Origin of the sequence: Bradyrhizobium japonicum USDA 6, from assembly GCF_000284375.1 — a bacterium.
Classification (GTDB): Bacteria; Pseudomonadota; Alphaproteobacteria; order Rhizobiales; family Xanthobacteraceae; genus Bradyrhizobium; species Bradyrhizobium japonicum.
The window spans coordinates 6369722-6394726 of record NC_017249.1 but is presented as its reverse complement, the minus strand read 5'-3'; the positions used below and the strand labels follow the sequence as shown (position 1 = coordinate 6394726).

General features: G+C 63.8%; 18 protein-coding genes. 14 read left to right on the top strand and 4 right to left on the bottom strand.

Translation table 11 applies throughout. The annotated features are described in order from the left end of the window. Positions 1-93: 93 nt before the first annotated feature. Positions 94-2955: an ATP-binding protein gene (locus tag BJ6T_RS30295; protein ID WP_014496363.1), complete on the top strand. Its 2862-nt coding sequence runs from the start codon at positions 94-96 to the stop codon at positions 2953-2955. Between the two features lie 282 nt (positions 2956-3237). On the opposite strand, the gene BJ6T_RS30290 is transcribed toward BJ6T_RS30295, so the two are convergent. Then, the gene (locus BJ6T_RS30290; protein ID WP_014496362.1) at positions 3238-6141 is read right to left on the bottom strand and encodes an ATP-binding protein; all 2904 of its coding nucleotides are present in this window, start codon (positions 6139-6141) and stop codon (positions 3238-3240) included. 229 nt (positions 6142-6370) lie between these two features. After that, positions 6371-7264 carry an SDR family NAD(P)-dependent oxidoreductase gene (locus BJ6T_RS30285; protein ID WP_014496361.1) on the bottom strand — a complete coding sequence of 298 codons (894 nt, stop codon included), beginning with the start codon at positions 7262-7264 and terminating at the stop codon, positions 6371-6373. Between the two features lie 357 nt (positions 7265-7621). Here BJ6T_RS30285 and BJ6T_RS30280 point away from each other — a divergent pair, with 357 nt between their 5' ends. The 12 genes from BJ6T_RS30280 to cydB all read left to right on the top strand — a co-directional run bounded on the left by BJ6T_RS30280 (position 7622) and on the right by cydB (position 18852). After that, the gene (locus tag BJ6T_RS30280; RefSeq protein WP_014496360.1) at positions 7622-8674 is read left to right on the top strand and encodes a catalase family peroxidase; all 1053 of its coding nucleotides are present in this window, start codon (positions 7622-7624) and stop codon (positions 8672-8674) included. Then, the gene (locus tag BJ6T_RS30275; protein ID WP_014496359.1) at positions 8671-9234 is read left to right on the top strand and encodes a cytochrome b; all 564 of its coding nucleotides are present in this window, start codon (positions 8671-8673) and stop codon (positions 9232-9234) included. The genes BJ6T_RS30280 and BJ6T_RS30275 overlap by 4 nt, the downstream gene beginning before the upstream one ends. A gap of 122 nt (positions 9235-9356) precedes the next feature. Further along, positions 9357-9857 carry a Dps family protein gene (locus tag BJ6T_RS30270; protein WP_014496358.1) on the top strand — a complete coding sequence of 167 codons (501 nt, stop codon included), beginning with the start codon at positions 9357-9359 and terminating at the stop codon, positions 9855-9857. Between the two features lie 38 nt (positions 9858-9895). Further along, on the top strand, positions 9896-10519 hold the full coding sequence (locus tag BJ6T_RS30265) for a histidine kinase dimerization/phosphoacceptor domain -containing protein (protein WP_014496357.1): 624 nt from the start codon (positions 9896-9898) through the stop codon (positions 10517-10519). A 138-nt stretch (positions 10520-10657) separates the two neighbouring features. Then, positions 10658-11257, top strand: a complete 600-nt coding sequence (locus BJ6T_RS30260; RefSeq protein ID WP_014496356.1) for an HdeD family acid-resistance protein — start codon at positions 10658-10660, stop codon at positions 11255-11257. Between the two features lie 3 nt (positions 11258-11260). Next, entirely contained in the window at positions 11261-12097 is an 837-nt protein-coding gene (gene fdhD / locus BJ6T_RS30255; RefSeq protein ID WP_014496355.1) for a formate dehydrogenase accessory sulfurtransferase FdhD, read from the top strand. A gap of 18 nt (positions 12098-12115) precedes the next feature. Beyond that, positions 12116-12781, top strand: coding sequence for a YoaK family protein (locus BJ6T_RS30250; RefSeq protein ID WP_014496354.1), 666 nt, complete (start codon positions 12116-12118; stop codon positions 12779-12781). 164 nt (positions 12782-12945) lie between these two features. Next, positions 12946-14382, top strand: a complete 1437-nt coding sequence (gene fumC / locus BJ6T_RS30245; protein WP_014496353.1) for a class II fumarate hydratase — start codon at positions 12946-12948, stop codon at positions 14380-14382. 67 nt (positions 14383-14449) lie between these two features. Then, positions 14450-14854: a cupin domain-containing protein gene (locus tag BJ6T_RS30240; RefSeq protein WP_014496352.1), complete on the top strand. Its 405-nt coding sequence runs from the start codon at positions 14450-14452 to the stop codon at positions 14852-14854. Between the two features lie 42 nt (positions 14855-14896). Beyond that, a complete protein-coding gene (gene mqo / locus BJ6T_RS30235; RefSeq protein WP_014496351.1) occupies positions 14897-16435 on the top strand; it encodes a malate dehydrogenase (quinone) in 1539 nt (512 codons plus the stop codon). Between the two features lie 18 nt (positions 16436-16453). Continuing rightward, positions 16454-17863: a cytochrome ubiquinol oxidase subunit I gene (locus BJ6T_RS30230; protein ID WP_014496350.1), complete on the top strand. Its 1410-nt coding sequence runs from the start codon at positions 16454-16456 to the stop codon at positions 17861-17863. 2 nt (positions 17864-17865) lie between these two features. Then, positions 17866-18852: a cytochrome d ubiquinol oxidase subunit II gene (cydB, locus tag BJ6T_RS30225; protein ID WP_014496349.1), complete on the top strand. Its 987-nt coding sequence runs from the start codon at positions 17866-17868 to the stop codon at positions 18850-18852. Positions 18853-18947: 95 nt separating this feature from the next. Here cydB and BJ6T_RS30220 read toward each other — a convergent pair whose 3' ends face one another. Further along, the gene (locus BJ6T_RS30220) at positions 18948-20195 is read right to left on the bottom strand and encodes an oxalate decarboxylase family bicupin (protein WP_014496348.1); all 1248 of its coding nucleotides are present in this window, start codon (positions 20193-20195) and stop codon (positions 18948-18950) included. Positions 20196-20434: 239 nt separating this feature from the next. Here BJ6T_RS30220 and BJ6T_RS30215 point away from each other — a divergent pair, with 239 nt between their 5' ends. Next, a complete protein-coding gene (locus BJ6T_RS30215; protein WP_014496347.1) occupies positions 20435-22726 on the top strand; it encodes an FdhF/YdeP family oxidoreductase in 2292 nt (763 codons plus the stop codon). A gap of 11 nt (positions 22727-22737) precedes the next feature. On the opposite strand, the gene BJ6T_RS30210 is transcribed toward BJ6T_RS30215, so the two are convergent. Further along, on the bottom strand, positions 22738-24726 hold the full coding sequence (locus BJ6T_RS30210) for an ATP-binding protein (protein ID WP_014496346.1): 1989 nt from the start codon (positions 24724-24726) through the stop codon (positions 22738-22740). Positions 24727-25005 lie beyond the last annotated feature (279 nt).

Genomic DNA, 25005 nt, shown 5'->3' with positions numbered 1-25005 from the left:
CGAGTGTCTGGCGGCCTTGGTCGCCCGACACATTGTGTATTTTGAAAGCGTTGGTGATACGCTGGGCGTAAGATCAAGCAACCGCCTGGGGCTATGCCGATGATGGCCGAGCCAAACCAGCGCCCCGTCTACGCCTGCGCTGAATGGGAGATCGATCTTGCCAGACGCGAACTGCGCTCGATGGGAGAGTCCGTTCCTCTGGGCGGTCGTGCCTTTGAGATTCTTGCGGAATTGGCTCAGGCCGAAGGCGGGCTGGTCACCAAGAATGACCTGACGGAGCGTGTCTGGCGCGGCGTCTTCGTCGAGGAGAGTGCACTCCGGGTTCATATCGCGGCGATCCGGAAGGCCTTTGGTTCGGATCGTGACATGCTGGCGACAACAGTCGGCCGGGGCTATCGCCTGCTGGGTTCATGGCGGACCCGCCAGATGGATGCCCCGCTACAATCTGCCGCACCCCAGCCTCCGCCGTCGACCAACATTCCCAATGCATCATTCGTTCTCATCGGCCGCACCACCGCGCTCGCGCGTTTGTGGGAGCTTCTGTCGGCTTATCGCGTCGTGAGCCTCATCGGGCCTGGCGGGATTGGCAAGACGGCACTTGCACTACAAGCCGCCAGAACGCTGCCAGCCGGTTTTGCGGCCGACCGATTGCTAGTCGAATTGGCCTCGCTGCCCGATCCCAAGCTCGTGTGCTCGGCCGTCGCCAGCATGCTCGGCATCAAGCTCGAAGGAGAGGAGATCACCCCGGATTCCATAGCGCGCGCGATTGGCGCCAGGCAGTTGTTGCTCATTCTCGACAATTGCGAGCACGTGGTTGATACCGTGGCCCAACTGGCCGAGACGATCGTCAGCCACTGTCCTGGAACGACCATCCTGGCGACAAGTCGCGAAGCGCTGCGCATTGACGGCGAACAGGTCTATCGCGTTCCGCCCCTGGGTGTGCCGCCCGAAGTCCGGCTCGGGTCTGAGGCCGCATCGGCCTACACAGCGGTGGAATTGTTCACGACGAGAGCGAAGGCGCTGGGCTCCAGCTTCGCGCTCGACGAAGAGAATCTCGATGCCGTCGCAGCCATCTGCCGCCGGCTGGATGGCATCCCGCTCGCGATCGAGTTCGCGGCGGCACGCGCCGTGATGCTCAGTCCGCCGAAGATCGCGGCACTTCTCGACGACAGGTTCAAATTTCTGACGACCGGCCGCCGTACTGCGTTACCAAGGCAGCAAACGCTTCGTGCGACGCTCGACTGGAGCTATGATCTATTGCCGGACGCCGAGGCGCGAGTCCTGCGGCGGCTCGGGGTGTTTGCCGGAGAGTTTCTGCTCGATGCCGTGATCGCGGTCGCGAGCGAAGGGATGGGCGATGTCACCGCGGAGCTTGCCAATCTGGTGGCAAAGTCGCTCGTCCTTGCGGATATTCGCGGCGAGCGCCCGTACTATCGCCTGCTGGACACCACGCGCGCCTATGCGATGGAAAAGCTTCACGCCAGCGGCGAATTTCCGGGCGTAGCGCGCCGCCAGGCCGGATACTATTGCGGGTTCTTTGCGAATGCGGAAGCTGACAGCGAAGTGACGCCGCAGGCGGAGTGGCTCGGCTTCTATGGCCAGCACATCGACAACGTACGATCCAGCCTCGATTGGGCTTTCTCGCCCGGCGGAGATGCACAGATCGGAGTGGCGCTGACCGCAGGGGCCGTTCCGTTATGGGTACAATTGTCGCTCCTCGCCGAGTGCCGCGAGCGGACCGAACAGGCGTTGGCCAGCCTCGACGACAGCGCCGCGGGCGCATTGCGGCTCCGCATGCAGTTGTCGGCCGCGCTTGGCTGGTCACTGATGTACGGCGTCGGCAGGGCTCGGGAGGCCGGTCCAGCCTGGGCTGCGACCCTGCAGCTGGCCGAGCAGCTCGGCGACAGCGACTATCTCCTGCGCGCGCTGTGGGGGCTGTGCATCGATCAATTCAACAACGGCGAGTTCCGCAAGGCGTTGGAATTCGCGCACCGCTTCGCGGATATCGTGGCCGATTCCCAAAATTCGGTCGACCGGATGATGGGCGATCGGCTGCTCGCCACCACGCTGCACTACCTCGGTGACCAGCGGTTGGCGCATCATCACATTGGGCGGACCTTGTCTCGCCTTTCCGATCTGGCGGCGAAGCCGCAGGTGATCCGTTTCAGGTTCGACCTGCGAGCCTCGGCGCGCTATTTCCAGGCGCGCATCCTGTGGCTTCTCGGGTTGGCGGATCAGGCACTGAACGTCGTCGAGCGCAATGTCGAGGAGGGCCGTGCGAGTGGTCATGCCCTGACCTTCTGCAGCGTGCTTGGCCAGGGGGCCTGTCCGATTGCTTTCCTGGCCGGCGATCTCGATGCGGCGGAAGGCTATTGCACCATGTTGCTTGAGCATACCGAACGTCATCCGATCCGTCTGTGGAACGTGTGGGCGCGCGCCTTCAGGGGCATGGTGATGGCGCGACGCGGCGATGTCGCCGCCGGACTGACGTTGCTGCGCAAGGCGCTCGAGCTGGCGGGCGAGGCGCGCTTCCTGCCGCGCTTCCTGCTTCCACTCGGCGAACTGGCGGCATGTCTCGGAGAGGTCGGCGAAGTATCGTTGGGGCTCGCGACCGCGGATGAGGCGCTCGCGCGCTGTGAGGCGAGGGATGAGCGGTGGTACGCGGCCGAGCTCTGGCGCATCAAGGGCGAGTTGCTCCGGCATCCCGGCGAGCGTCGCTCGGCTATCGCCGCCGAGCAGTGCTTCGACAAGGCGTTCGAAGTGGCGCGTGGCCAAGGTGCGTTGTTCTGGGAGCTGAGGGCCGCGATCAGCCTGGCGCGGTTAAGGATGAGTCAGAGCCGTCCCGTCGATGCGCACCAAATCCTGGCTCTTGTGTACGGCCAATTCACCGAGGGTTTCGAGACCACGGATCTCAGGCTCGCGAGAGCGATGATGACGGAGTTTTCGACCTCATAGGACTGACGGACGGTGCTACAGGATGCCCCGGGGGCGGCGTCCGATACATGTCGTCGGACGCTGGTGCAGCCTCGGCGAGCGCCGCATCCCCCGTGCTCCAGAACATTGGCTTCGAAGTCCTATTGCCGGACCAAGAATGCGCCGGCCCGTCGACGCGGTCTTTCCACGCCGCGCGCTTCTATCCGGATTGCACGGCATCGCGGCCGGCCGCACGACCCGGCCCACAGAAGTTGCGATCACACCGCATGTCGCTGCGGGTTCGGCGCGCCCGTTGCGGAGCCATCAACTGGCGGCGAGCGAGCCCGAAGACGGAGACGCCAATTCGGCCAGCAATTCGCTGGCCGCTTTCAGGACGGGCGTATTGAACCCCTCGGTGAATCGTCCATAGACGGGCGCGAGCACGTCTCGCGCTTCACTGCGTCGGCCCCGCCGCTGCAATAGCCCTGCAAGACCGATTGCCGTGCGCAACTCAAAACCGAGCGCCCCCTGATGTCGGGCCAGGTCAAGTGACTGCGCCAGGCTCCGCTCCGCCTCCAGGTAGTCGGGATTGTCCTTGCGGATCAGCACTTCTGCCCTTGCCCGCAACATGTCCGGCATCTCCACCATGAAGTTGCGACGCCGGCCCCGGGCAATCGCCTGATCGAGGATGTCGAGTGCTTCATCTCCACGACCTGTCGCCGCGAGAGCTTCCGCGAGCGGCACGCAAAGTCCGGCCGCCGCGCCGTAGCGCTGGCTCTGCAGCTTCTTGACGGAGCCGTTCAGCATGGCCAGCCCGGTATCACTCTCGCCGCGGCCCAACAGCGCAATGCCCTTCATGGCGTCGCCGACCGTCTGGAGGGTGGCGAGATTGTGCTTGCGGGTCTCCACGAGGAGCCTGTCAATGTGCTCCTCGCACACCCCTACATCCCCGTTCCAAAGGAAAACGCCGAATGCCCAGGGCAGCGCTATGCACAATATGGTCGGATGGTTGATGGCGATCACATCGGAGATGGCTTGGCGCGCCGTTGCCGTGGCCTGATCCGGATGTCCCTCGAGCCACAAGATGCGGGCGAGGGTGATTTGAGGACGCCTCGGGTAATCGGATGTCAGGCCGCCACGGGAGTCGCCTTCCAGTCCCGGATGGGACAGCGCCGCTTCGACGTACGAGCGAGACGCGGCAACCTCGCCCAGATAGTGGCACGACGTGCCGAGCAACATGCGCATGCGCGCCACCCCGACGGAATCGCTGCTGGCGAGGGCAATCGCTTCGCCGCGCCTTGCGGTGGCCAGCGCATCGTCAAAATTGCCGACCAGCAATTGGAGCAGATGCAGTCGGCCAATCAGACGGATTTGGCCGGCGACATCGCCAATTGTCTCCGCCAGCCGGACGGCTCTGTCGAGATAGCCGATGCCCAATTCGTCGATTTGTCCCGTCAGCATCCGCGCCGACGCCAGCGCGGCGTGAAGTGCGAGGTCGTGCCTGATACTTCCGCCCGTCTCATGAAGCGCTTCGATTGCGCGCGTGACCCAGAGCTGGCATTCGGTGAAGAGCGACAGCTTGAAGAACAGGGGGATCGCTGCGGCAGCGAGGCCGACGCCGGTTCTGCGGTCGCCTCGATCCGAGAAGCACCACGCCAGCGCGCCGCGTATGTCGCCGAATTGATCGGCCATCGACGACAGGCCGTCATTCGGCTCGTCGGCCGTCTTTTCAAGCAAATCCCGAAAATAGGACGCGTGGCGTAGCGGCACGATTTCGGCGTCGGTGCTGGCGGCGAGCTTCTCCTGCGCGTAGGCCCGCGTCGCGTCCGCGAGCCTGTAGCGGATCGATTGCGAGCCCTGGTTCAAGGCAAGCATCGACTTGGCCACGAGGTTGTCGAGCGCAGCCATGGTCGTGTCGTCGCTGGTCGCATCGCTGCCGGCGATCGCTCGGGCGGCATCGGCGGTGAAGCTGCCCACGAACACGGATAGCTGGTTGAGAACCACCCGTTCGGGCCCGGACAGAAGATCGTAGCTCCACTCGATTGTTGCGCGAAGCGTCCGGTGCCGGGGCAGTGCCGTGCGTCGTCCTTCCCACAGCAGATTGAAGTGCTTGTCGAGGAGTTGGACCATGGCCTTGACGCCGTAGGCGGTCACATGGCCGGCGGTGAGCTCGATCGCGAGCGGGATGCCATTGAGCCGACAGCAGAGGTTGCCGACGTCCGACGCGTTCGCATCCGTCAATCCGAACCCACCCCCAGCTGCGGCCGCGCGCTCCACAAAGAGCTTTATGGAGGGGTAGGCAATCGCGCTCTCGGCCGTCAGAACGGCATTTTCCGGCGGGCTTGTCAGAGGCGAGAGGCGGTATGTGTGCTCGCCTTCGACCCGCAGCAGCTCCCGGCTCGTGGCCATGATGTGCAGCTGCGGTGCCTCCTGGTAGAGCCGCTCGGCCAGCGCCGCCGCGGCGTCGACGACATGCTCGCAGCAATCCAGAATGAGCAGCATCCGTCGGTCGCGCAGGAATGCCACAAGGTTGTTTGAGGGATCGTCCGACCGCGCCCGCAGTCCGAGCGAAGATGCTGCAATGGCCGGTACCAGAGCGGCATCGCGGGTCTCGCCGAGACTGACGAAGTGAACCTGGCCGGCGAATTCGGCGAGAAGGGCGTGGCCCGCGGAAATAGCGACCGTCGTCTTGCCGATGCCGCCCGGGCCGACGACCGTGATGAAACGCTGGGCTTTGAGCCTTTCCGATATATCCTGGATGGTTTGCTCGCGGCCCACCATCTGCCAGGGATGTGCCGGCAGGTTGTGCGCGCGAACAGGCTTGGTCGGTGCAGGTTGATTCTGCGGCGGGATCGCGGCCGAACCGACGAAACAATAACCCTGTCCCGAGACCGTGCTCTGATATTTGGCGCCGGCATTGCCGTCCCCGAGCGCCTTGCGGAGTGCTGCGATATGGACGCGCAGGCTGTTGTCATCGACGCTGGAGCCTGGCCATGTCCTGGCTATCAGATCGCCCTTGCTGACGACTTCGCCCGCATGCCGGATCAGTGTCAGCAGAAGGTCAAATGCGCGAGCCGACAGTTGGACCGGATTGCCATCTTTCTCGATCCGTCTCTGCGAGGCGTCCAGACGAAACGGCCCAAAGACGAAAATCTCTTGAGCGGAGCTCTCCTGGAGAGAGGGTCCGGTCGTGGCTGTTGTGGCGTTGCTCTGCCAGCGGTGGACCATTTGGAAATATCAAATCCGACGACCGACGCGTCGTACTCTATGACTTGAACTCGGGCCGAAACGTGTGACCGCGGTGGCAACTTAAAACGTAACATCCGGCAGTATCGCGGTAAAGGATCACCGATGGATGTCGCCGATCACTTTCGTCGGGGGGCAGGGGGCTCCGGGGAGAGCCCTGATCTTTCAGGAAACGACCGTCGATTGGGGAAATCTCCGCCGATTGATGATCTCATCGGATCAGCACCGGCTTGAGAAGATCCTCCAGGCCGATCCGGCGGAACAGTTCCGTGCGAGCGCGGTCGGCAACGGCGTCGACGGCTGCCGCCCCATCGTCATCCGGGCTGAAATGAACTTTCAGCGGACGTTGTCCGAACGGCATATTCACGACATTCGCAACTGTGCTTGCGACATCTTGCGGGCACGTGTCCTTCGGCGAAAGCTGTGCGAGTCCTGCAAGCGCGATTTCACTCACGTCGGCGGTCGGACCATCCGCGTATTCTTCCGCCCGAACAGTATCCTGCGGCCGACCGGAGCGGACATAGTGGCCGGGTCCGAGAGCGCTGGGGACGATGATGGTCGTCTCGACGCCCCAACGTGCGAGTTCGCCGGCGTAACTGAGCGCCAATGAATCAAGGGCGGCTTCCGTTGACGCACAGGCGCCGAGGAACGGAACCGAGCTGCCCCGCGCGCTGCTTGACGTGATCCATATCAGCAAGCCCTGACCCTGCTTGCGCAATTGTGGCAATGCCGCGCGATTGAGACGCTGTGCGATCAGGACGTTGGTATCGTAGAGCTCGGCAAGCTGTTCCGGCGTGAAGGCTTCTGCGGGTCCGTAAACGACTTGCCGGGCATTGTGCACGACCACGTCGAGGCGGCTGTTTTCGGCGATGATGGTCTCAACGGCCGAGGTCACTGAGGATTCCGAAGAGACGTCGAACTCGATCGTGCGGAGATCGGGGCCGGGCTGGCCGGGATTTGATCCAGCCTCCTCGATCCCTTGCGCAATAGGGCCACTCATTTCCCGGCTTGAAACGTAGACCGTGTGGCCTGCCTGCATCAGTTGCCGGCAGGTGGTTCGTCCGATGCTGTTTGCCGCACCCGTGACGATGATCACTTTGCTCATTCGATTCCCAATCGCATTCCAGCCTTTGCGGCGCTGGCGGCCCCGTCGCGACACGGTCCATCGTTCGGGAGTCGACCGCGGCCATCGTGCGAAGCGCATCTGGAATAGGGCGGGGCGCAGGGTGGGTCTTTTCGGGCATCACGATCGATTGTCAAATAGCACGAAAAATTTCGAGAATGCCCGAAGCCGGATCCGGGTCCGGCGAACGCGGAAGACAGCTCCGGCGTGCCTTCGCGAAATTGGCGGTGGGTTCGAAAAGATCGGGCCCTGGCCGCCGGCTACAAGGAAGCTGCGTCGGTCGAAAGAGCGTCGCGCGCACCCGATCGCCGGCGGTCTGCGCATCGCAAAGGAGACCGGATGAATCAAGGCAAGCTACCACGTTCGGGGCTTGGGTCCCTCGTCCTGATTGCGGCCGTGGTGGGCGGCGGCGCGGTTGCCTTCGCATACACTGCGGGATGGCTCTCGTCGGGGCGTCTGACGCCGGAACGGATGATCGCTGCGCTGACGCCTCCGAGCGGCCCGCCGCTCGGGCATCGGCGAAATCATGCCAAGGGAATCTGCTTCACCGGGACGTTTGAGGCGAATGGAAACGGTGCGGAGCTCTCGAAGGCAAAGGTCTTCGCGCAGGGGCACTATCCGGCCTTGGGCCGTTTCAATCTCGGCACGGCCGATCCGAACGCGGTCGATGCGACCGTGCGCGTCCGCGGCCTCGGATTGCAGATCACGACGGCAGACGGCGAAGAGTGGCGCATGGCGATGATCAACCCGCCGTTCTTTGCGGTTTCCACGCCGCAAGCATTTCACGATCTGCTGATCGCATCCGGCAAGAAGGATCCGGAGGCGATGAAGGCGTTCATTCAGGCCAACCCGGAATTCGGCCCCTTCGCGGCTTGGGCCAAGACGGCGCCCTGGACCACGAGCTATGCCGAGGATTTCTACAACGGCCTCAACAGCTTCATCTTCACGGACGCGAAGGGCGGCGAGCGGGCGGTGCGATGGTCGCTGGTGCCGATGGCGAAGGGCGTGCCGGTCTCGCAAGCCGATCTTGAAAAACGCGGCCCGGATTTTCTCGAGCAGGAGATCGTGGAGCGGGTCCGCACGGCCGGCCCGCAACGCTGGACCATGGTCACGACCGTCGCCGATCCCGGTGATCCGACCGCGGACCCGAGCAAGGCCTGGCCGGAGAACCGTCGCAAGGTGGAGGTCGGAACGCTGATCGTGCAGCGGATCGAGCCGGAGCGCGATGGACCATGCCGCGACATCAATTTCGATCCGACCGTCCTGCCGCAGGGAATCCGGGTGTCGGACGATCCGTTCCCGGCGGCACGCTCATCGGTCTACCGCAAATCCTACGATCTGCGCGCGGCCGAAGCCAGGGACTACCCGCGAACCGAGGCCGCCAAGCCATGACCAGCGCTCCTCATCGTTTTGCCCTGATCCAGCGCGTTCTGCACTGGCTGATGGCGGTCTGCATCCTCGCCATGCTGTTCATTGGCGTCGGCATGGTCTCCACCGTAGCGCCGAAATATCTGCCGCTCATCCTGGTCCACAAGACGATCGGCGTCATTCTGCTGGTCCTCGTTCTGATCAGGCTGGCGTTCCGACTGCATTACGGTGCGCCGCCATTGCCGGCCGATCTTTCGAGACCCATGAAGTTTGGAGCAAGATTGTCGCATCAGCTCCTGTATGGCCTCATGATCGTCATGCCGTTGCTCGGTCTCGGCATGCTCTGGGCTGCGGCCTATCCGGTCGTCCTGTATGGCGGGATCCGAATTCCCGCGCTGCTGCCGCAGAGCGACCTGATGCACACGCTGCTCTGGAATGCCCACGTCTATCTGGGTTTCGCGTTCTTTGCCCTCGTGCTGCTGCATCTGGCGGCGGGGCTGTTCCACGCATTGATCCGTCGCGATGGCGTATTCGCATCAATGTCGCTTCTATCGCTGCGGGACAGGGTGACCCAAACGAAATGAACCTGCTGCGCGCCGGCGGGCGCCCCTCGCAGGCGTGCGATCCAAAAAGGACCTTTCGCGCTGGAAAGATTCCTCGCGCACCGAGCAGTAGATGTTTCCAACCTCCAACAAGGATGCCGACCATGACCAAAGCAGACCTCCAAAGCCCGACGGATCTCGGAGCGAATGCGAACCGGGACGTTCCAGCCGCGCTGAGAGCGCTGCTTGCCGACGTCTTTGCGCTCTACCTGAAGACCAAGAACTTCCACTGGCACGTGTCGGGCAGCCACTTTCGCGACTACCACCTTATGCTTGACGAGCAGGCCGACCAGATCTTCGCCATGACTGACGACATCGCCGAACGCGCACGCAAGATCGGCGGCACGACGCTACGCTCGATCGGCCATATCTCGCGCGAGCAGCGCATTCTCGACAATGATGCCGACTATGTCGACCCGCAGGATATGCTCGCCGAGCTGCGCAGCGACAACCAGCAGCTGACGCGGGAAATGCGCCGGGTCCACGAGCTCTGCGACGAATACGGCGATGTCGCCACCGCGAGCGTCCTGGAAAACTGGATCGACGAAACGGAACGCCGCATCTGGTTCCTCTACGAGACCGGCCGAAGCGGCCAGAACTCGTAAGTGCAAAGCACGCCATTGGGCCGGGAGGCGGGTGAAGGATGAGCAGCCTCTCGGAACTCCTGCCGGATGGCGGCGTCAAGGCGGAGCGCCTGCTGCTGCGTGAGCTCGCGCATCGGATCGACGACGAGCTCGCCTCGGCCATTGATCTGGTGGCGCAGGCGGCTGATCGTTGCGACGGCATCGAAGCGAGGGCGACCCTCGCTTCCGTGCAGGATCGGCTGGAAGGTCACGCGCAACTTCACCATGCGCTGCAAATGCCGCAGTTCACCACCACCGTCGATCTGGCGGCCTATCTTAAGCAATTGTGCCGCTCGATCAGCCGCTCGAGCCTCGAAGACAAGGGTATTGCGCTCTCGCTGCTGCTGCATCCGCTGCAGATGAGCTCTGAGCGCTGCTGGCTGCTGGGGATAATCGTCTTCGAACTGATCACCGGTGCGGTGCGCCACGTGTCCCACTGCGGAGCAGGCGCCGTTCGTCTCGAAGTGTGGCTCACGGCGACGTCGGTTGCGTGCAGCATCACGGACAACGGCTCGTCTGACGAAAGTCGGTACCGGGAAGAGAACCGCTCCATCGTCGAGACGCTTGCGGCGCGTCTGCACGGGACCGTCGACGTCCGCGGCGGCCCCGACGGGTTCAGAACCGTCGTGACCATCCCGCGCTAGTCGCGAATCTCGCGCAACGATCCGTATCGTGCGGATCAAATAATATCGCTGCGTCCTCGAAAGATGACTTGGGACAGATCTCGATACGCTTGCCCTATTCATGATCTGCGGATCGGTTGTGCGAACAAGGGTCAAGCCATGACGGACATGTCGAACTCGAAGGCCTCGCTCGGATGGGCCATTCACGCCATCACCGGAAAATGGGGCTGGTTCGTTGCGCTGGGTGTCGGCGAACTGATCCTCGGCGGTGTTGCATCTGCCAATCTGATGGCGGCGACCCTCGCGTCCGTACTGGTGATCGGCGCCACCATGGCGGTCGCCGGCATTTTCCAGATCGTGCACGCGTTTTCAGTGCGCGGCTTGCGGGGGTTCCTGCTTTGGCTGCTGGCCGGGATCGTCTATGCGGCCGCCGGGGCCATCATACTCTACGATCCGATCCTGGCTTCGTTCACGCTGTCTCTCGCAGTGTGCGCCTTCCTGGTCGTAGCCGGGGTGATAAGGATCTGGGCCGGGTTCCATATCCGGCCGGCCGCGGGCTGGCGTTGGATCGTGGCTGCGGGCGTCCTGACCTTCTGCGTCGGTGTCATGCTGGTTGCGGCTTGGCCCGCCATCGGTTTGTGGCTGCTTGGTGTGATGCTGGTCGTCGACCTAATCTTCCAGGGTTGGGGATTCATCGCATTCGGGATCGCGCTCAAGACCCGCGCGTCGCGCCATTCGTCCCAGCCGGCGACGGTATGAGTCATGGCGAAAGGCTCGACATTCACCCGGCATTGGGAGATTGCCTGGCGCGGCGGTCAGACCAAGTCGACCTCGCGGCTGGTTGCCGAGGAGACCGCGATCGCGCTCACCTATAACGGCTCGACCCAGGCGGTGATGATGGGCACGCCGGGAGATCTGGAGGATTTCGGCATCGGCTTCAGCCTCACCGAGGCCATCGTCGAACGCGTGAGCGAGATCAGCAGCATCGAGCTGATCCCCAACGATCTCGGCGTCGAGGTTCGGATGTGGCTCGATGGCGACCGCGCGGCATCCTTGGCCGCACGGCGCCGAACCATCAGCGGCCCCGTTGGCTGCGGGCTATGCGGCATCGAGAGCCTCGAACAGGCTCGCCGTGCGCCGGCGCGGGTGAAGGGCCGGGGCATCGTTTTTCACGCGCGCGACCTGCTGGGCGCCATGCAGGCCCTTTCTCCGCGCCAAATTCTGAATCAGCAAACGCGGGCCGTCCACGCGGCGGCCTTCTGGCATCCGCGGGCCGGCATCGGCCTGGTCAGAGAGGACGTCGGCCGGCACAATGCGCTCGACAAGCTCGCCGGCGCGATCGTACGCGAGGGGAGATCGGCGTGCGATGGCGCCGTGCTGCTGACGAGCCGCGTTTCGGTCGAGATGGTGCAGAAAGCGGCGATGCTCGGCGCACCGGTCATCGTGGCCGTATCCGCACCCACCGCACTCGCGATCAAGGCCGCGGATGAAGCGGGGATCACGCTGCTGGCGATCGCGCGCGATGACGGATACGGCGTATTCACGCACCCGCGTCGCGTTCTGCTGCCGGACGAGGCCGCAACGCACGCCGGCGGCTGATCTCGCGGGCGGGCGCACATGGCGATGCAAGCCGTATCTCCGGAACCGGTCGCCGAGGCGGCGCGCGTCGTCCATGCTCCGGAGCGATCGGTTCTCGTGGCGTCTCTTCTGAGCATGACGGGCGGCTTTCTCGACGCCTTTACATGGCTCTCGCTCGGCGGCGTGTTCGCAAGCTCGCAAACCGGCAATGTCATTTTCCTCGGCATCGACGCCATGTCCGGGCAATGGCGGCAGGCAACCCATCATCTTCTTCCGCTTGCCGCCTTTCTGCTCGGCGCATCGCTGGCAATCCGCCTCAAGTCGCCGCTGCTCTGCCTCGCCGGAGAGATCGTCTGCCTGGTCGCAGTGTTGCTGTTGTTTCATCGGATTCCGGACATGATCACGATCCTCGGAATCTCCTTCGGCGCAGCGCTGCAATCGGCCAGCTTCAGGCAGGTCGAGCGCTGGACATATCTCACCGTCACCGTCACCGGCAACATGCTCCGTGCCCTCGATCAATCAGTTGCGTCCGATCGCGATGCGGCGCGCGGCACCGTGATCATGCTTCTGGTCTGCCTGATGTTCCTGTCGGGGGCCGCCATCGGGGCCTGCGTGACGAAATGGCTGAACGCCTGGAGCCTTGTCTTGCCGATCGCATCGTCGGTGTGCGTTCTTTGGCTCTGCCGGCCACAGCTGCGAAACTGAACCGTCGATCCAGGTCCCGTGATTTCGCTCGTTGACGGTGCGGAGCGCGCACCATGCCATTCGGCAAAAGGACGTTCATTCAAGGAAGCGTGCCCGTCATGCGGTGCCTACACTTTCCCACAGCGCCAAGATGGCGTTTCGACGTCAACTGCCAAGAGGCACGGATGAGCCACCTTCGCAAAGAGACGGACAGCCTGGGTGAAGTGGACGTTGCCGCGGACAAGCTCTGGGGGGCGCAGACGCAACGTTCGCTCGAGCATTTCAGCATCGGCAAGGACCTGATGCCGCGCGAAATGATCCAGTCCTACGCGATCCTGAAAAAAGCAGCCGCGAACGCCAATTGCGCCGGAGGCCGTCTCGACGGCAAGCTCCACAAGCTGATTGCGCATGTCTGCGACGAGATCCTCTCCGGCCAGCATCAGGAGATGTTTCCGCTTCACGTCTGGATGACCGGCAGTGGAACGCAGTTCAACATGAACGTGAACGAGGTGATTTCGAACCGATGCTGCCAGCTCGCGGGCACGCCGCTCGGGAGCAAGCACCCGGTTCACCCGAACGATCACGTCAATATGTCGCAATCGTCAAACGACAGCTTTCCCTCGGCCATGTACATCGCAGCCGCGATGAACGTAACCCAGCGGCTCGTTCCCGCGGTCGAGGCGTTGCACGACGCAATCGCGGCAAAATCGAGCCAGTGGGACGACGTCGTCAAGATCGGCCGAACCCACATGCAGGACGCGACGCCCCTGACGCTCGGGCAGGAATGGTCAGGCTACGCCGGAATGCTCGCCGACGATCTGGCGCGCATCGACGACGCGCTCAAGGGCGTCGTCCGGCTCGCCCTGGGCGGCACGGCCGTCGGCACCGGCATCAATGCCGCGCCGGGCTTCGCCGAGGCCGTCGCCGCGGAAATCGCGCGGCTGACTGGGCTGCCCTTCGTCAGCGCACCGAACAAGTTTGCCGTCCAGGGTGCGCATGATGCGCTGGTGCAGCTATCCGGCACGCTCCGCACGCTCGCGGGGTCGCTCTACAAGATCGCGAACGACATCCGTCTGATGTCCTGCGGCCCGCGCGCGGGCTTCGCCGAATTGCTGATTCCCGAGAACGAGCCGGGTTCGTCGATCATGCCGGGCAAGGTCAACCCGACGCAGGCCGAAGCGCTGACGATGATCGCCGTGCAGGTGATGGCGAACGACGTCGCCGTCGGGTTCGGCGGAGCTGGCGGCTATCTGGAAATGAACGTCTACAAGCCGCTGATCATCCACAACCTCGCGCAGTCCATCACCATCCTGACCGATGGTTGCACCAACTTCCGCACCTTCCTCGTCGAGGGCACCGAGCCGAACCACAAGAAGATCAAGGAGTATGTCGAGAGATCGCTGATGCTCGTGACGGCGCTGGCGCCCGTGATCGGCTACGACAGGGCGTCGCGGATCGCGCACTATGCGATGGACAACGATCTCACGCTGAAGTCGGCGGCGCTCAAGCTCGGTTTCGTGACCGAGCCGGAGTTCGACCGCATCGTGGATCCCGCCAAGATGGTCAAGCCCTATGTGGCCGAGATCAAGGTGCCGCTCTCGATCGGCGCGAGCGCCGGCTGAAGAGGGGCGTCGACAATGATCCGGTGCGTCAGACAGGCGACGCATCCACTATGCAAGGAGAGATCCGATGATCCGCTGTGTGCGTCTATGGACCGGAGAGGACAACAACTCGCATTTCGAGGAAGGCGTCCTCGAGCTGGAGCCGGGGCAGCGCGGCGACTTCCTGACCGGAAAGATCGATGCCGTCAGCGTCTCCTTTCAGGAAACGGAATCGGGCGGTGCGTTCGCTTGGCACACCGCGCCGATCCGGCAGCTGGTGATCACGCTGAGCGGAACGCTCGATTTCCAGACGCGTGACGGCCACCACTTCCTGCTCCACCCCGGCAACGTCCTGCTGGCCGAAGACACCGCCGGTTCGGGGCATAGCTGGAAATTGACCGACGATTCGTCCTGGCGCCGTGCCTACGTGATCCTGCGGCCGGGAGCGGACGTACCGTTCCGCGCCAAGACGCGGCAATCGGCCCGGGCCTGATCGAACCATCCAAAGCAGCAACACCCGACCAAGGAAAAAGCCATGTCAGCAGCTTCCGACCGCGAAACCGATGTCGTCCTCATTGGCGCCGGCATCATGAGCGCGACCCTCGGCGTCTTTCTCAAGGAGCTCGAGCCCTCTCTGTCGATCCAGATGCATGAGATTCTCGGGGATTGCGCGCAGGAAAGCTCCGACTCCTGGAACAATGCCGGCACCGGCCACGCGGCGAACTGCGAGATGAACTACACGCCGCAGCGGCCCGACGGCAGCATCGACATCTCCAAGGCGCTCCAGGTCAACGTGGAGTTCGATCTGTCCCGGCAGTTCTGGTCCTACCTGATCGGGCGCGGAGCGATCGCGGATCCGCGAGCGTTCATCCATCCGGTGCCGCACATGAGCTTCGTGCACGGCGCGGAGAACGTCGAATTTCTCCGGAAGCGGTTCAAGGCGATGTCGGCCCATCATTGCTATGAGGGCATGGAGCATACCGAGGATCCCAGCAAGATTGCCGAATGGGCGCCGCTGGTGATGGACGGACGAGGAGGCGACGAGCCGGTTGCCGCAACGCGGATCGTCACCGGCACCGACGTCGACTACGGCTCGTTGACGCATCTGCTGGTCAAGCATCTGGTCAGCCAGCCGGGCTGCGCGGTCCACTACAACAGCTGCGTCACCGGTCTTGACCGGGAGCAGGGCGGCCGGTGGCGCGTCGAAGTGCGGGACACCGCGAGCGGCGAAACGCGGTCGGTCCGCGCAAAATTCGTCTTCATCGGTGCCGGCGGCGGTGCGCTGCCGCTGCTGGAGAAATCCGGCATCCCGGAGGGGCGCGGCTATGGCGGCTTCCCGGTCAGCGGGATCTGGCTGCGCTGCGATGATCCCGAGATCAACAAGCGTCACCATGCCAAGGTCTACGGCAAGGCCGCGGTCGGCTCGCCGCCGATGTCGGTGCCGCATCTCGATACGCGGGTGATCGGCGGCCAGCACTCGTTGTTGTTCGGTCCCTATGCCGGCTTCTCGAGCAAATTCCTCAAGCACGGCTCGCTGCTGGATCTCTTCGAATCGATTCGTCCCGCCAACGTCGAGCCGCTGCTTTCGGTGGCGCGCGACAATTTCGACCTCACCGAATACCTGGTCGGGCAGGTGCTGCAATCCGAGGGACACCGGCTGGCCGCGCTCGACGAATATTTCCCGAAGGCCGACCCGAAGGACTGGAGGCTGCAGGTCGCGGGCCAACGCGTCCAGATCATCAAGCCCGATGTCACGCGTGGCGGGTTGCTCGAGTTCGGGACCGAGCTCGTCGGCGCGGACGACCATTCGCTGGTGGCCCTGCTCGGCGCCTCGCCGGGCGCCTCTACGGCGGCGTTCATCGCCATCAGCGTGCTGGAGAAGTGCTTCGCCGGCGAGCTGACGGCAAGCGCCTGGCTGCTCAAGCTGAAGCAGATCATCCCGTCCTATGGCGTGTCGCTGATCGACGATGCGGATTTCTGTCGCCAGATTCGTGCAGCGACCGCTGCTGTCCTCAAGGTCGACAACATTCCGCCGCCGGCCGCACGCGCTCAGGCCGCCGCGAAGCGGGCGTGAACCAACGGGAGAATGTCCATGGACCCGATGGCGCTCCTTCTGTCGCGGCTGCAATTCGCTTTCACCATCTCGTTCCACATCATCTTCCCGGCGTTCACGATCGGGCTTGCCGCCTGGCTCACCGTGCTCGAAGCGATGCACCAGTACAGTGGCAAGCCCGTCTACCGGACCTTATTCGAGTTCTGGCTGAAGATCTTCGGCGTGGCGTTCGGCATGGGTGTCGTGTCGGGCGTGGTGATGGCGTTTCAGTTCGGAACGAACTGGAGCGTGCTCTCGAAGATGTCGGGTCCGATCCAGGGCCCGCTGCTCTCCTACGAGACGTTCACCGCCTTCATGCTGGAGGCGGGCTTTTTCGGCATCCTCATCTTCGGCCGGCCCCGGGTGCCGCCGTGGTTCTACCTGTTCTCGACGGCGATGGTCGCGCTCGGGACGACGCTTTCGGCGTTCTGGATCATGGTCAACAACAGCTGGATGCAGGTGCCGACCGGCTACGTCCTGCAGAACGACCAGTTCGTGCCTGATGACTGGACGCAGATCATCTTCAATCGCGTGGTCTGGGTCCGGTTTCCACATATGCTGCTCGCGTCCTACCTGACCGGCGCGTTCTGCGTGGCGGCAACCGGCGCGTGGTATCTGCTGCGGCGGACCTATCGTCCCGAAGCCCATGTCATGCTGCGGATGGGCCTTGCGCTTGCAGCGGTGCTGCTGCCGGTCCAGCTCTTCATCGGGCATCTCGTCGGCGACTATGTCCACGACTACCAGCCAGCCAAGTTCGCCGCGATCGAGGCGCGCTGGCATGACGAGCAACCGGCCTCCGAGGTGCTGATCGCGATCCCGGATTCGAGCACCGAATCGAACAAATACGCGATATCGATTCCTGTGCTCGGGAGCATCATCGGCAGTTTGAGCCTGACGTCGAAGGAGGTCGGCCTCACCAGTTTCGCGCCGCAGGACCGGCCGCCGGTGCTGATCCCGTTCTTTGCCTTCCGCATCATGGTCGGCTGCGGCTTGGTGATGCTGGGGCTGGCCTGGCTCGGGACCTGGCTCGGCTTCAAGCATCGGCTCGATCGGAACCGCCTGCTGCTGTGGGGCATCTTCCTCAGCTTCCCGCTGCCGTGGGTCGCGATCCTCACCGGCTGGTACACCGCGGAAGTGGGGCGCCAGCCATGGACGGTCTATGGCGTGTTGCGGACTGCGGACGCCGTGACGCCGTTCCTGACTGCGTCGGCTGCGATGACTTCCTTGATCCTGTTCGTCGCGGTCTACGCCTTCATCTTCTCGTTCGGGACGTACTACATCTATCGGCTGCTGCGTGCCGGCCCGCCGGGACTCGGTGGCAAGCCGCTCCACGTTCCCGTGCCCAATCGGCCGATGTCGCTCGCCGATCAGGCCCCGGCCGCACGCAGCTATCTCGGGGCGGGAGAATAGCCATGGTGATGTACTGGGTTGCCCTTCTTGCCATCAGCATCCTGATCTATCTCCTCCTCGACGGGTTCGATCTTGGCATCGGTATGCTGTTCGGCGCGGCCAGCGGCGAGTCGCAACGGGATGCCATGCTGAGCACGGTCGCTCCGGTCTGGGACGGCAATGAAACCTGGCTGATCGTCACGGGCGTGATCATGTGGGGCTCGTTTCCCGTGGTCTACGCCATGGTGATGTCGGCGTTCTATATCCCTGTTGTCGTGATGCTGCTCGGATTGATCCTGCGCGGCGTGGCGTTCGAGTTTCGCGGCAAGGCGCTCAGTTCGCGCTGGGTCTGGGACGTCAGCTTCGTCGCGGGCTCGTTTGCCGCCAGCTTCATGCAGGGCGCGATGGTCGGCGCTCTGGTCGAAGGACTCCAGTTCTCCAACGGCGATTATACCGGCGGAACGCTCGGCTGGCTGACCGCCTTTTCCGCCCTGTGCGGGATCGGGCTCTGCTTCGGTTATTCGCTGCTTGGCGCCTGCTGGCTGGTGAGGAAGTGCGACGGTCCCGTTCGGGATGCCGCACGGCGCCAGATCCCGCCGTTGGCGATCGGCGTCCTGGTCTTCCTGGTCATCGTCTTTGCGTATGCGCTTGTCGAACATCTTCCGATTCTGCAGCGCTGGACCGACCGGCCCTACCTTTTCGTGTTTCCCGTGATCGGTGCCGGTGCGGCCGCGATGCTGGCCAAGAGCATCCTGCGCCATGACGACTATTGGCCGTTCCATATGGTCGCCCTGATCTTCGTCGCGGCTTTCGCCACGCTGGCCTTGTCGTTCTGGCCCTACATGATTCCGTTCGTCGTCACGATCGACGAGGCCGCGGCGCCTCATGCAAGTCTCGCATTCATGTTCTGGGGGGCCGGCCTGTTCGTATTCCCGCTGATGCTGCTCTATGTGGCGATCGGCTATCGCGTGTTCCGCGGCAAGGCGGCCCCTGCTGCCGATCACTACTGACGGCCGCGCGCTCGAAGTTGCCGTGAGCTGTCACGGATAAAAAGAAAGGCGCCGATTTCGGCGCCTTTCTCGTTCAGAATTCCTGCGGGCCTGGTTCAGGATTTAGGCATGACGCCGGGGGCGTTGTCCGGCCATTGCGCGATCAACTTCTCGTCGATGTTGAAATGCTGGGCGACCAGCTCGGGTGGCGTGTGCGTTAGCCAGTAGGAGAGCGACACCTCCTCGTAGCGGGGCGCGCGAAACACGCCGACGAACTGCAATTCGGTGTCGCCGACGTTCTCGACATAGTGGCCGAGATTGCGCCGGACATAGCCGATGTCGCCTGCCGCGAAGTCCGTCGTCAGCGCATTGGGGCCGGTGTCGAACACCGTCATCCGCGCCTTGCCCTTGATATAGTACTGCCACTCGTCGGCATTCGGATGCCAGTGCATCTCCCTGACAGCCCCCGGCGGCATCGACACCAGCGCCGCAGCGACGGTGGTGGCAACCTTGAAGGTGGTGCTGTCGGCGACGCGGATGCTGCCGGCGGAGCTCTCCTTCACCGGGGCCGAGCCGCCGAGCGAGTGGACGAAGGGGTAGGGCGGCGCTTCGGCGTGCTTTGCGACGGCTGCGCGATCGGCGGCGAGATCGCCGGGCACCTTCCCCTGGAAGATCCAGCGGTTATGCAGCGGGATCTTGGCGAACGCGTCGGCCGGAACGCCGAAGTTCTTCGCCAGCACCTCGGGCGGCGTGTGGGCGAACCAGTCGGTCACCAGGAGCGTGTTGAATTCATCGGCATGGCCGTCGTCGAAACAGATCACGAACTCGCAACCATCGGGGCCCAGGCCCTGCAGCGAATGCGGCGCGCCCGACGGAAAATACCAGAGGTCGCCGGCTTTGAGGTCGCCGACATAGGGGCGCCCCTGCGTGTCGAGCACGGTGACGCGGCAGGAGCCGTAGGTCACGATCGCCCATTCGGCCGCCTGGTGCCAATGCAGCTCGCGGATGCCGCCGGCGGCCAGCCGCATATTGACGCCGGAGATCTCCTCCGAGATGGCGAAATCCTTGACCGTGACCTGACGGGCCCAGCCGCCATTCTGGATGCGCCTCGGCGCATTGTTGAACGAGGCCCAATCCGTCGGCAGGCCGCCGACGTCCGTCGGGGGCGGGCTTTGGGCTGAGGGGAAGTGCTTGGCAAGGTCCGGATCTTGAGGACCGGGATCGGACAGGCTTCCGGGGCTCTTGGCGTTCACGGCGCCTTGCGGCGGCTCGTCCGGATTGCCGAAAGTTGCGGCTTGCGCGCTGGAGCCGACAATGGCGGCGCCTGCCGCGGACATGGCCAGCAAATCACGTCTTGAGAACATTTTGGGTCGCTCCTGAAAATGTCGAAAGCCCTCCGTGGCGACGGGGCTCCAACTGGCAAACCTAGTTTCCGGTCGCCATTTCAGCTTCCGTGAACGCGCTGTTTTTGCCGGAATGCACTGGCTGCTGCGGCCGGCTCCGAACATGTGCAATTGCGAAATTCGGCTTCGTTTTGAAAAGACGGCTCTGCCCGCACGATCCTTAACTGGCCCGGAGAATTGCCATATCGCGAGATATCGAGATGACCACGAAATCGGTTCGTCCCTACCGTGAACCCGCCGGTGGCTGGGGCGCGCTCAAGGCGCTCAGCGAGGCGCTTCTGGTGCAGCAGGCGCCGCTGAAGGGCGCAGCGACGCTCAGCAGGATGAATCAGCCGGAGGGCTTTGATTGCCCCGGCTGCGCCTGGCCCGATCCGAAGCACACCTCGTCATTCGAATTCTGCGAGAACGGCGGCAAGGCGATCGCCTGGGAGACGACATCGAAGCGCTGCACGCCCGAATTCTTTGCCGAGCACACCGTCACGGAGCTCGCAAGCTGGAACGATTACGATCTCGAAATGGTCGGTCGGCTCGCCCATCCGATGGCCTATGATGCCGCATCCGACCGCTACCTCCCGGTGCAGTGGGGCGATGCGTTCGCCATGATCGGCCGCGAGCTGAATGCGCTGCCGGATCCGAACATGGCGGAGTTCTATACGTCCGGGCGAACCTCGAACGAAGCCGCCTTCCTCTATCAGCTGTTTGTGCGCGAGTACGGCACCAACAACTTTCCCGACTGCTCGAACATGTGCCACGAGGCGACCAGCGTCGGCCTGCCGGAATCGCTCGGCGTCGGCAAGGGCACCGTGCTGCTGGAGGATTTCGACAAGGCCGATTGCATCTTCATCTTCGGCCAGAATCCGGGCACCAACAGCCCGCGGATGATGACCAGCCTGCGCAACGCGGCCCGCCGGGGGGCCTCGATCATCTCGTTCAATCCGTTCCGCGAGCGGGCGCTGGAGCGCTTCCAGGCGCCGCAGAGCCCGGTTGAGATGATCACGCTGTCGTCGACGACGATCAGCTCGAAGCTTTTCCAGGTGCGTGTCGGTGGCGACGTCGCCGTCCTCAAGGGGATCATGAAGATCCTCGTCGACACGGACGAGGCCGCCCGTGCGACCAAGCAGCCGGAGATCCTGGATTGGGATTTCATTCGCGGGCACACCGCCGGCATCGAAGCGCTGATCGACGATCTCAAGCGAACGCAATGGCCCGATATCGAACGCCAGTCCGGCCTGACCCGCGAGGACCTGGAATATGCCGCCGGCGCCTATATGAAGGCGGAGCGCGCCATCCTTGTCTACGGCATGGGCATTACCCAGCACCAGCGTGGCGCGCACAACGTGCAGCAGATCGCCAATCTTGCGCTCTTGCGCGGCAACGTGGGACGCGACGGCGCCGGCGTTTGTCCGGTTCGCGGTCATTCCAACGTGCAGGGCGACCGAACCGTGGGGATCACGGAGATCCCAAAGGCGGATTTCCTCGAGCGCCTCGAGCACCGCTTCGGCTTCAAGCCGCCGAGCGCGCCGGGACACAACGTCGTGACGGCATTGGAGGCAATGATCCGCGGCGAAGTGAAGGTCTTTTTCGCGATGGGCGGCAACTTTGCCGCGGCCATACCCGACTGGCAGGCGACGCAGGCCGCGCTGCGCAAGCTCGATCTGACCGTCCACGTCTCCACGAAGCTCAACCGCAGCCATCTGATCCATGGCCGCGCCGCCCTGATCCTGCCGTGCCTCGGGCGCACCGAGATCGACATTCAGGAAACGGGGCCGCAGTCGATCACGGTCGAGGATTCGATGTCGATGGTCCACGCCTCCGGCGGTCGCAACAAGCCGGCATCCGAGCATCTTCTCAGCGAGGTCGCGATCATCGCAGGCCTCGCCAAGGCGACGCTTGGCGAGCGCACGGTGGTCGATTGGGATGGCTTTGTGGGCGACTACGATCGCATCCGGGATGCGATCGAGGCCGTCTTCCCTATCTTCGAGGGCTACAATGCCCGTATCCGCATTCCCGGCGGCTTCCATCTGACCTCGACCGCGCGGGAGCGGATCTGGGCAACGCCGTCCGGCAAGGCCAATTTCCTGGTGTTTGAGGGATGTGGCGAGGACCCGCCACAGGCCGATCCGGATTTCCTGTGGCTCAGCACGATACGCAGCCACGACCAGTACAACACGACGCTCTACTCGCTGTCGGACCGCTATCGCGGCGTCTTCGGCCAGCGCGACGTGGTCTTCCTCAACGAATATGAACTGAAGAAGCGCGGGCTCGCGGACGGCGATCGCGTCGACCTGATCACGGAGTCGACCGATGGCGCCGAGCGGATCGTGCGCGACTTCCGCGTGGTGGCGTATTCGTTTCCGACCGGCTGCTGTGCCGCGTACTATCCGGAGACAAATCCGCTGGTGCCGCTCTATGCCCGCGATCCCCTCAGCTTCACGCCGTCATTCAAGGGCATCCCGATCCGCCTGGTGCGCTCGACTGCCCCGGCGCAATAGAGCCGGCGGTGTCAGGCGTCGGCGTCCCGACCGGATGGCGGCGATGACGCCGGCGTCGCGATTGGCAGCGTAAACCAGAACCGGGCGCCGGCGCCAAGACCTTCAGCGCCAAGTCCTTCAGCGCTAAGTCCTTCGGCGTCGATGCGGCCGCCATGCGCTTCAACGATGGACCTGCAGATCGGCAGCCCCATACCCATGCCGGACTCCTTGGTCGTGAAAAAGCTTTCGAACAGCCGGCCGGCATGTTCGGCGGAGATGCCGGGACCGTTGTCCTCCACGGAGCAGCACAGCGTCGTCGCGTCCTGCACGGCGGTGGTGATGACGATCCTGCCATGGTCGCGTCCCGCCTGCATCATCGCCTGCACGGCGTTGATGGCCAGATTGACGATCACCTGCTGGAGCTGGGTGCGGTCGCCGAGCACGAGTGCTGCTTCCGTATCGGGACGGTGCAGGATCGTTACGCCGCGGGATTCCATCTCGTGGCGCAGGAACAGAAGCGCCTCGCGAATGACATCGTCAAGCGACAGAACAGCGCGCTCCGGCGCTTTGCGCGAAGCCATCCCGTGAACACGTGCCACGATGTCCGCGGCCCGCCTCGTATCCGTGGCCATATTTTCGATTGTACTGCGGACCTCGGTCATGTCGGGGATCGGCCTGTTCAGCCAGCGCAGACCGGCAGCGGCGTTGGTCGCGATGGCGGCCAAAGGCTGGTTGACCTCGTGCGCGATGGAGGCGGTGAGCTCGCCGAGCATCGAGACGCGCGCCGCATGCGCGAACTCCGCCTGCACCTGCCGAAGCCTCTCCTGGGCGCGGACGCGTTGCGAGATGTCGATCGTGGCGACCAGGCTTATTTCGAGATCATTGATTGGACCGACGCGGGCCGTGGTGAAGAGAACGTCGACGACGCGGCCGTCCCACGTCACCATCTTGGTCTCTTCCTCGAAATTCGTTTCACCGCGAAAGCGGGACTCCATGGCCCGCCGAAACGTATCCGGGCGTGCCTTCCAGGTGTCGGACATGGAACGCCCGACATAGCCGTCGACGCCTCCTCCGAACATCTGGATGGCCCGTTCGTTGGCTTCCTGAAATGAGAGCGCGTCCATGCAGGTCCGGAGAAAGTCGGGATGGTTGTCGAAATAGCTGCCGAGGTCCTTGATGCCCTCGGCTCGCAGCTTTCGGAACAGCACCACCAGTCTGCTGGCGTCGAGCTGACGGAGGGCGATCGGCATGCGGCCGAACAGGTGGCGGTAGCGCAGCTCGCTCCGCTCCAGCTCGGTGTTGGCCTTTTTCTGGGCGGTAATGTCCATGACCGCGCCGACGTACTCAAATTGCCCCTGGCCGTCTGTCATTCCGCGGGCGACCACGCGAATGTGCCTGATCGAGCCATCGCTCAGGACTAGTCGGTATTCCTGGGAAAAGTCGTTCCTGTCCTTCACGGCGTGATCGATCGCTTCGCGAACGGCATTGAGATCATCGGGATGCGTGCGCTTCAGGACAAGGCCGAGCGATGGAGGCGACGCCGGATCGACGTCGAAGATCCTGAACGTCTCGTCCGACCAGAACAGCTCCCCGCTCGCGACATTCCAGCCGAAGCTGCCTGTGTGGCTGAGCTTCTGGGCCTCGGCGAGATAGGCGGCCTGACTTCGCCGTAATGCGTCCTCGACGCGCAGTCGACTGACCAGGTTCGCGATCACAAGCGACGTGACGAGAAAGGCGACCAGGGCGACGGTGTCCTGAAGGTTATCCGCTGCAAATGCAGGATCGACGAACAGGAAGACCAGCGAGCCAACCGCGACCGCGGAAAAGATCGCCGCCGACGCGAAGCTGCCGAGCAGCGACAACAGGACGATGGCGACCAGGAGGATGAAAGCGGTGGTTGTGAAGTTGAATCCGAGCAGGAAGCAGACGAATGAGAGCAGGCTCAGCGCAGCGCTTCCCAGGATCCAAAGGGCGGCATGAGCGATGGCGCGATCCTTGCGGTGTTCGGTTCGGATCGGCAACAGGCGAAGCCACCGTCGCCTGGGCTGCACCCGGCGAGGGTCATCCAGGCGTTGGGACGTTGCAGCCGGCCTCGGACTCTCGACCGTCATGAAGCGTGCCGCGGACGATCGGCCGACGATGCCCGACAGATCGTTCCAGTGCGGCGGGCTGTCGCAGATACCCGGCCTCTATGGGCAGATCGGAGCCGCGCCAGCAGATTGAAGAGGTCCAAGTGATACTCGCCGGGCATGAGACCAATTCCCGAGCCCGGATGTCCGGACGCTGGATGCAAGCGATGT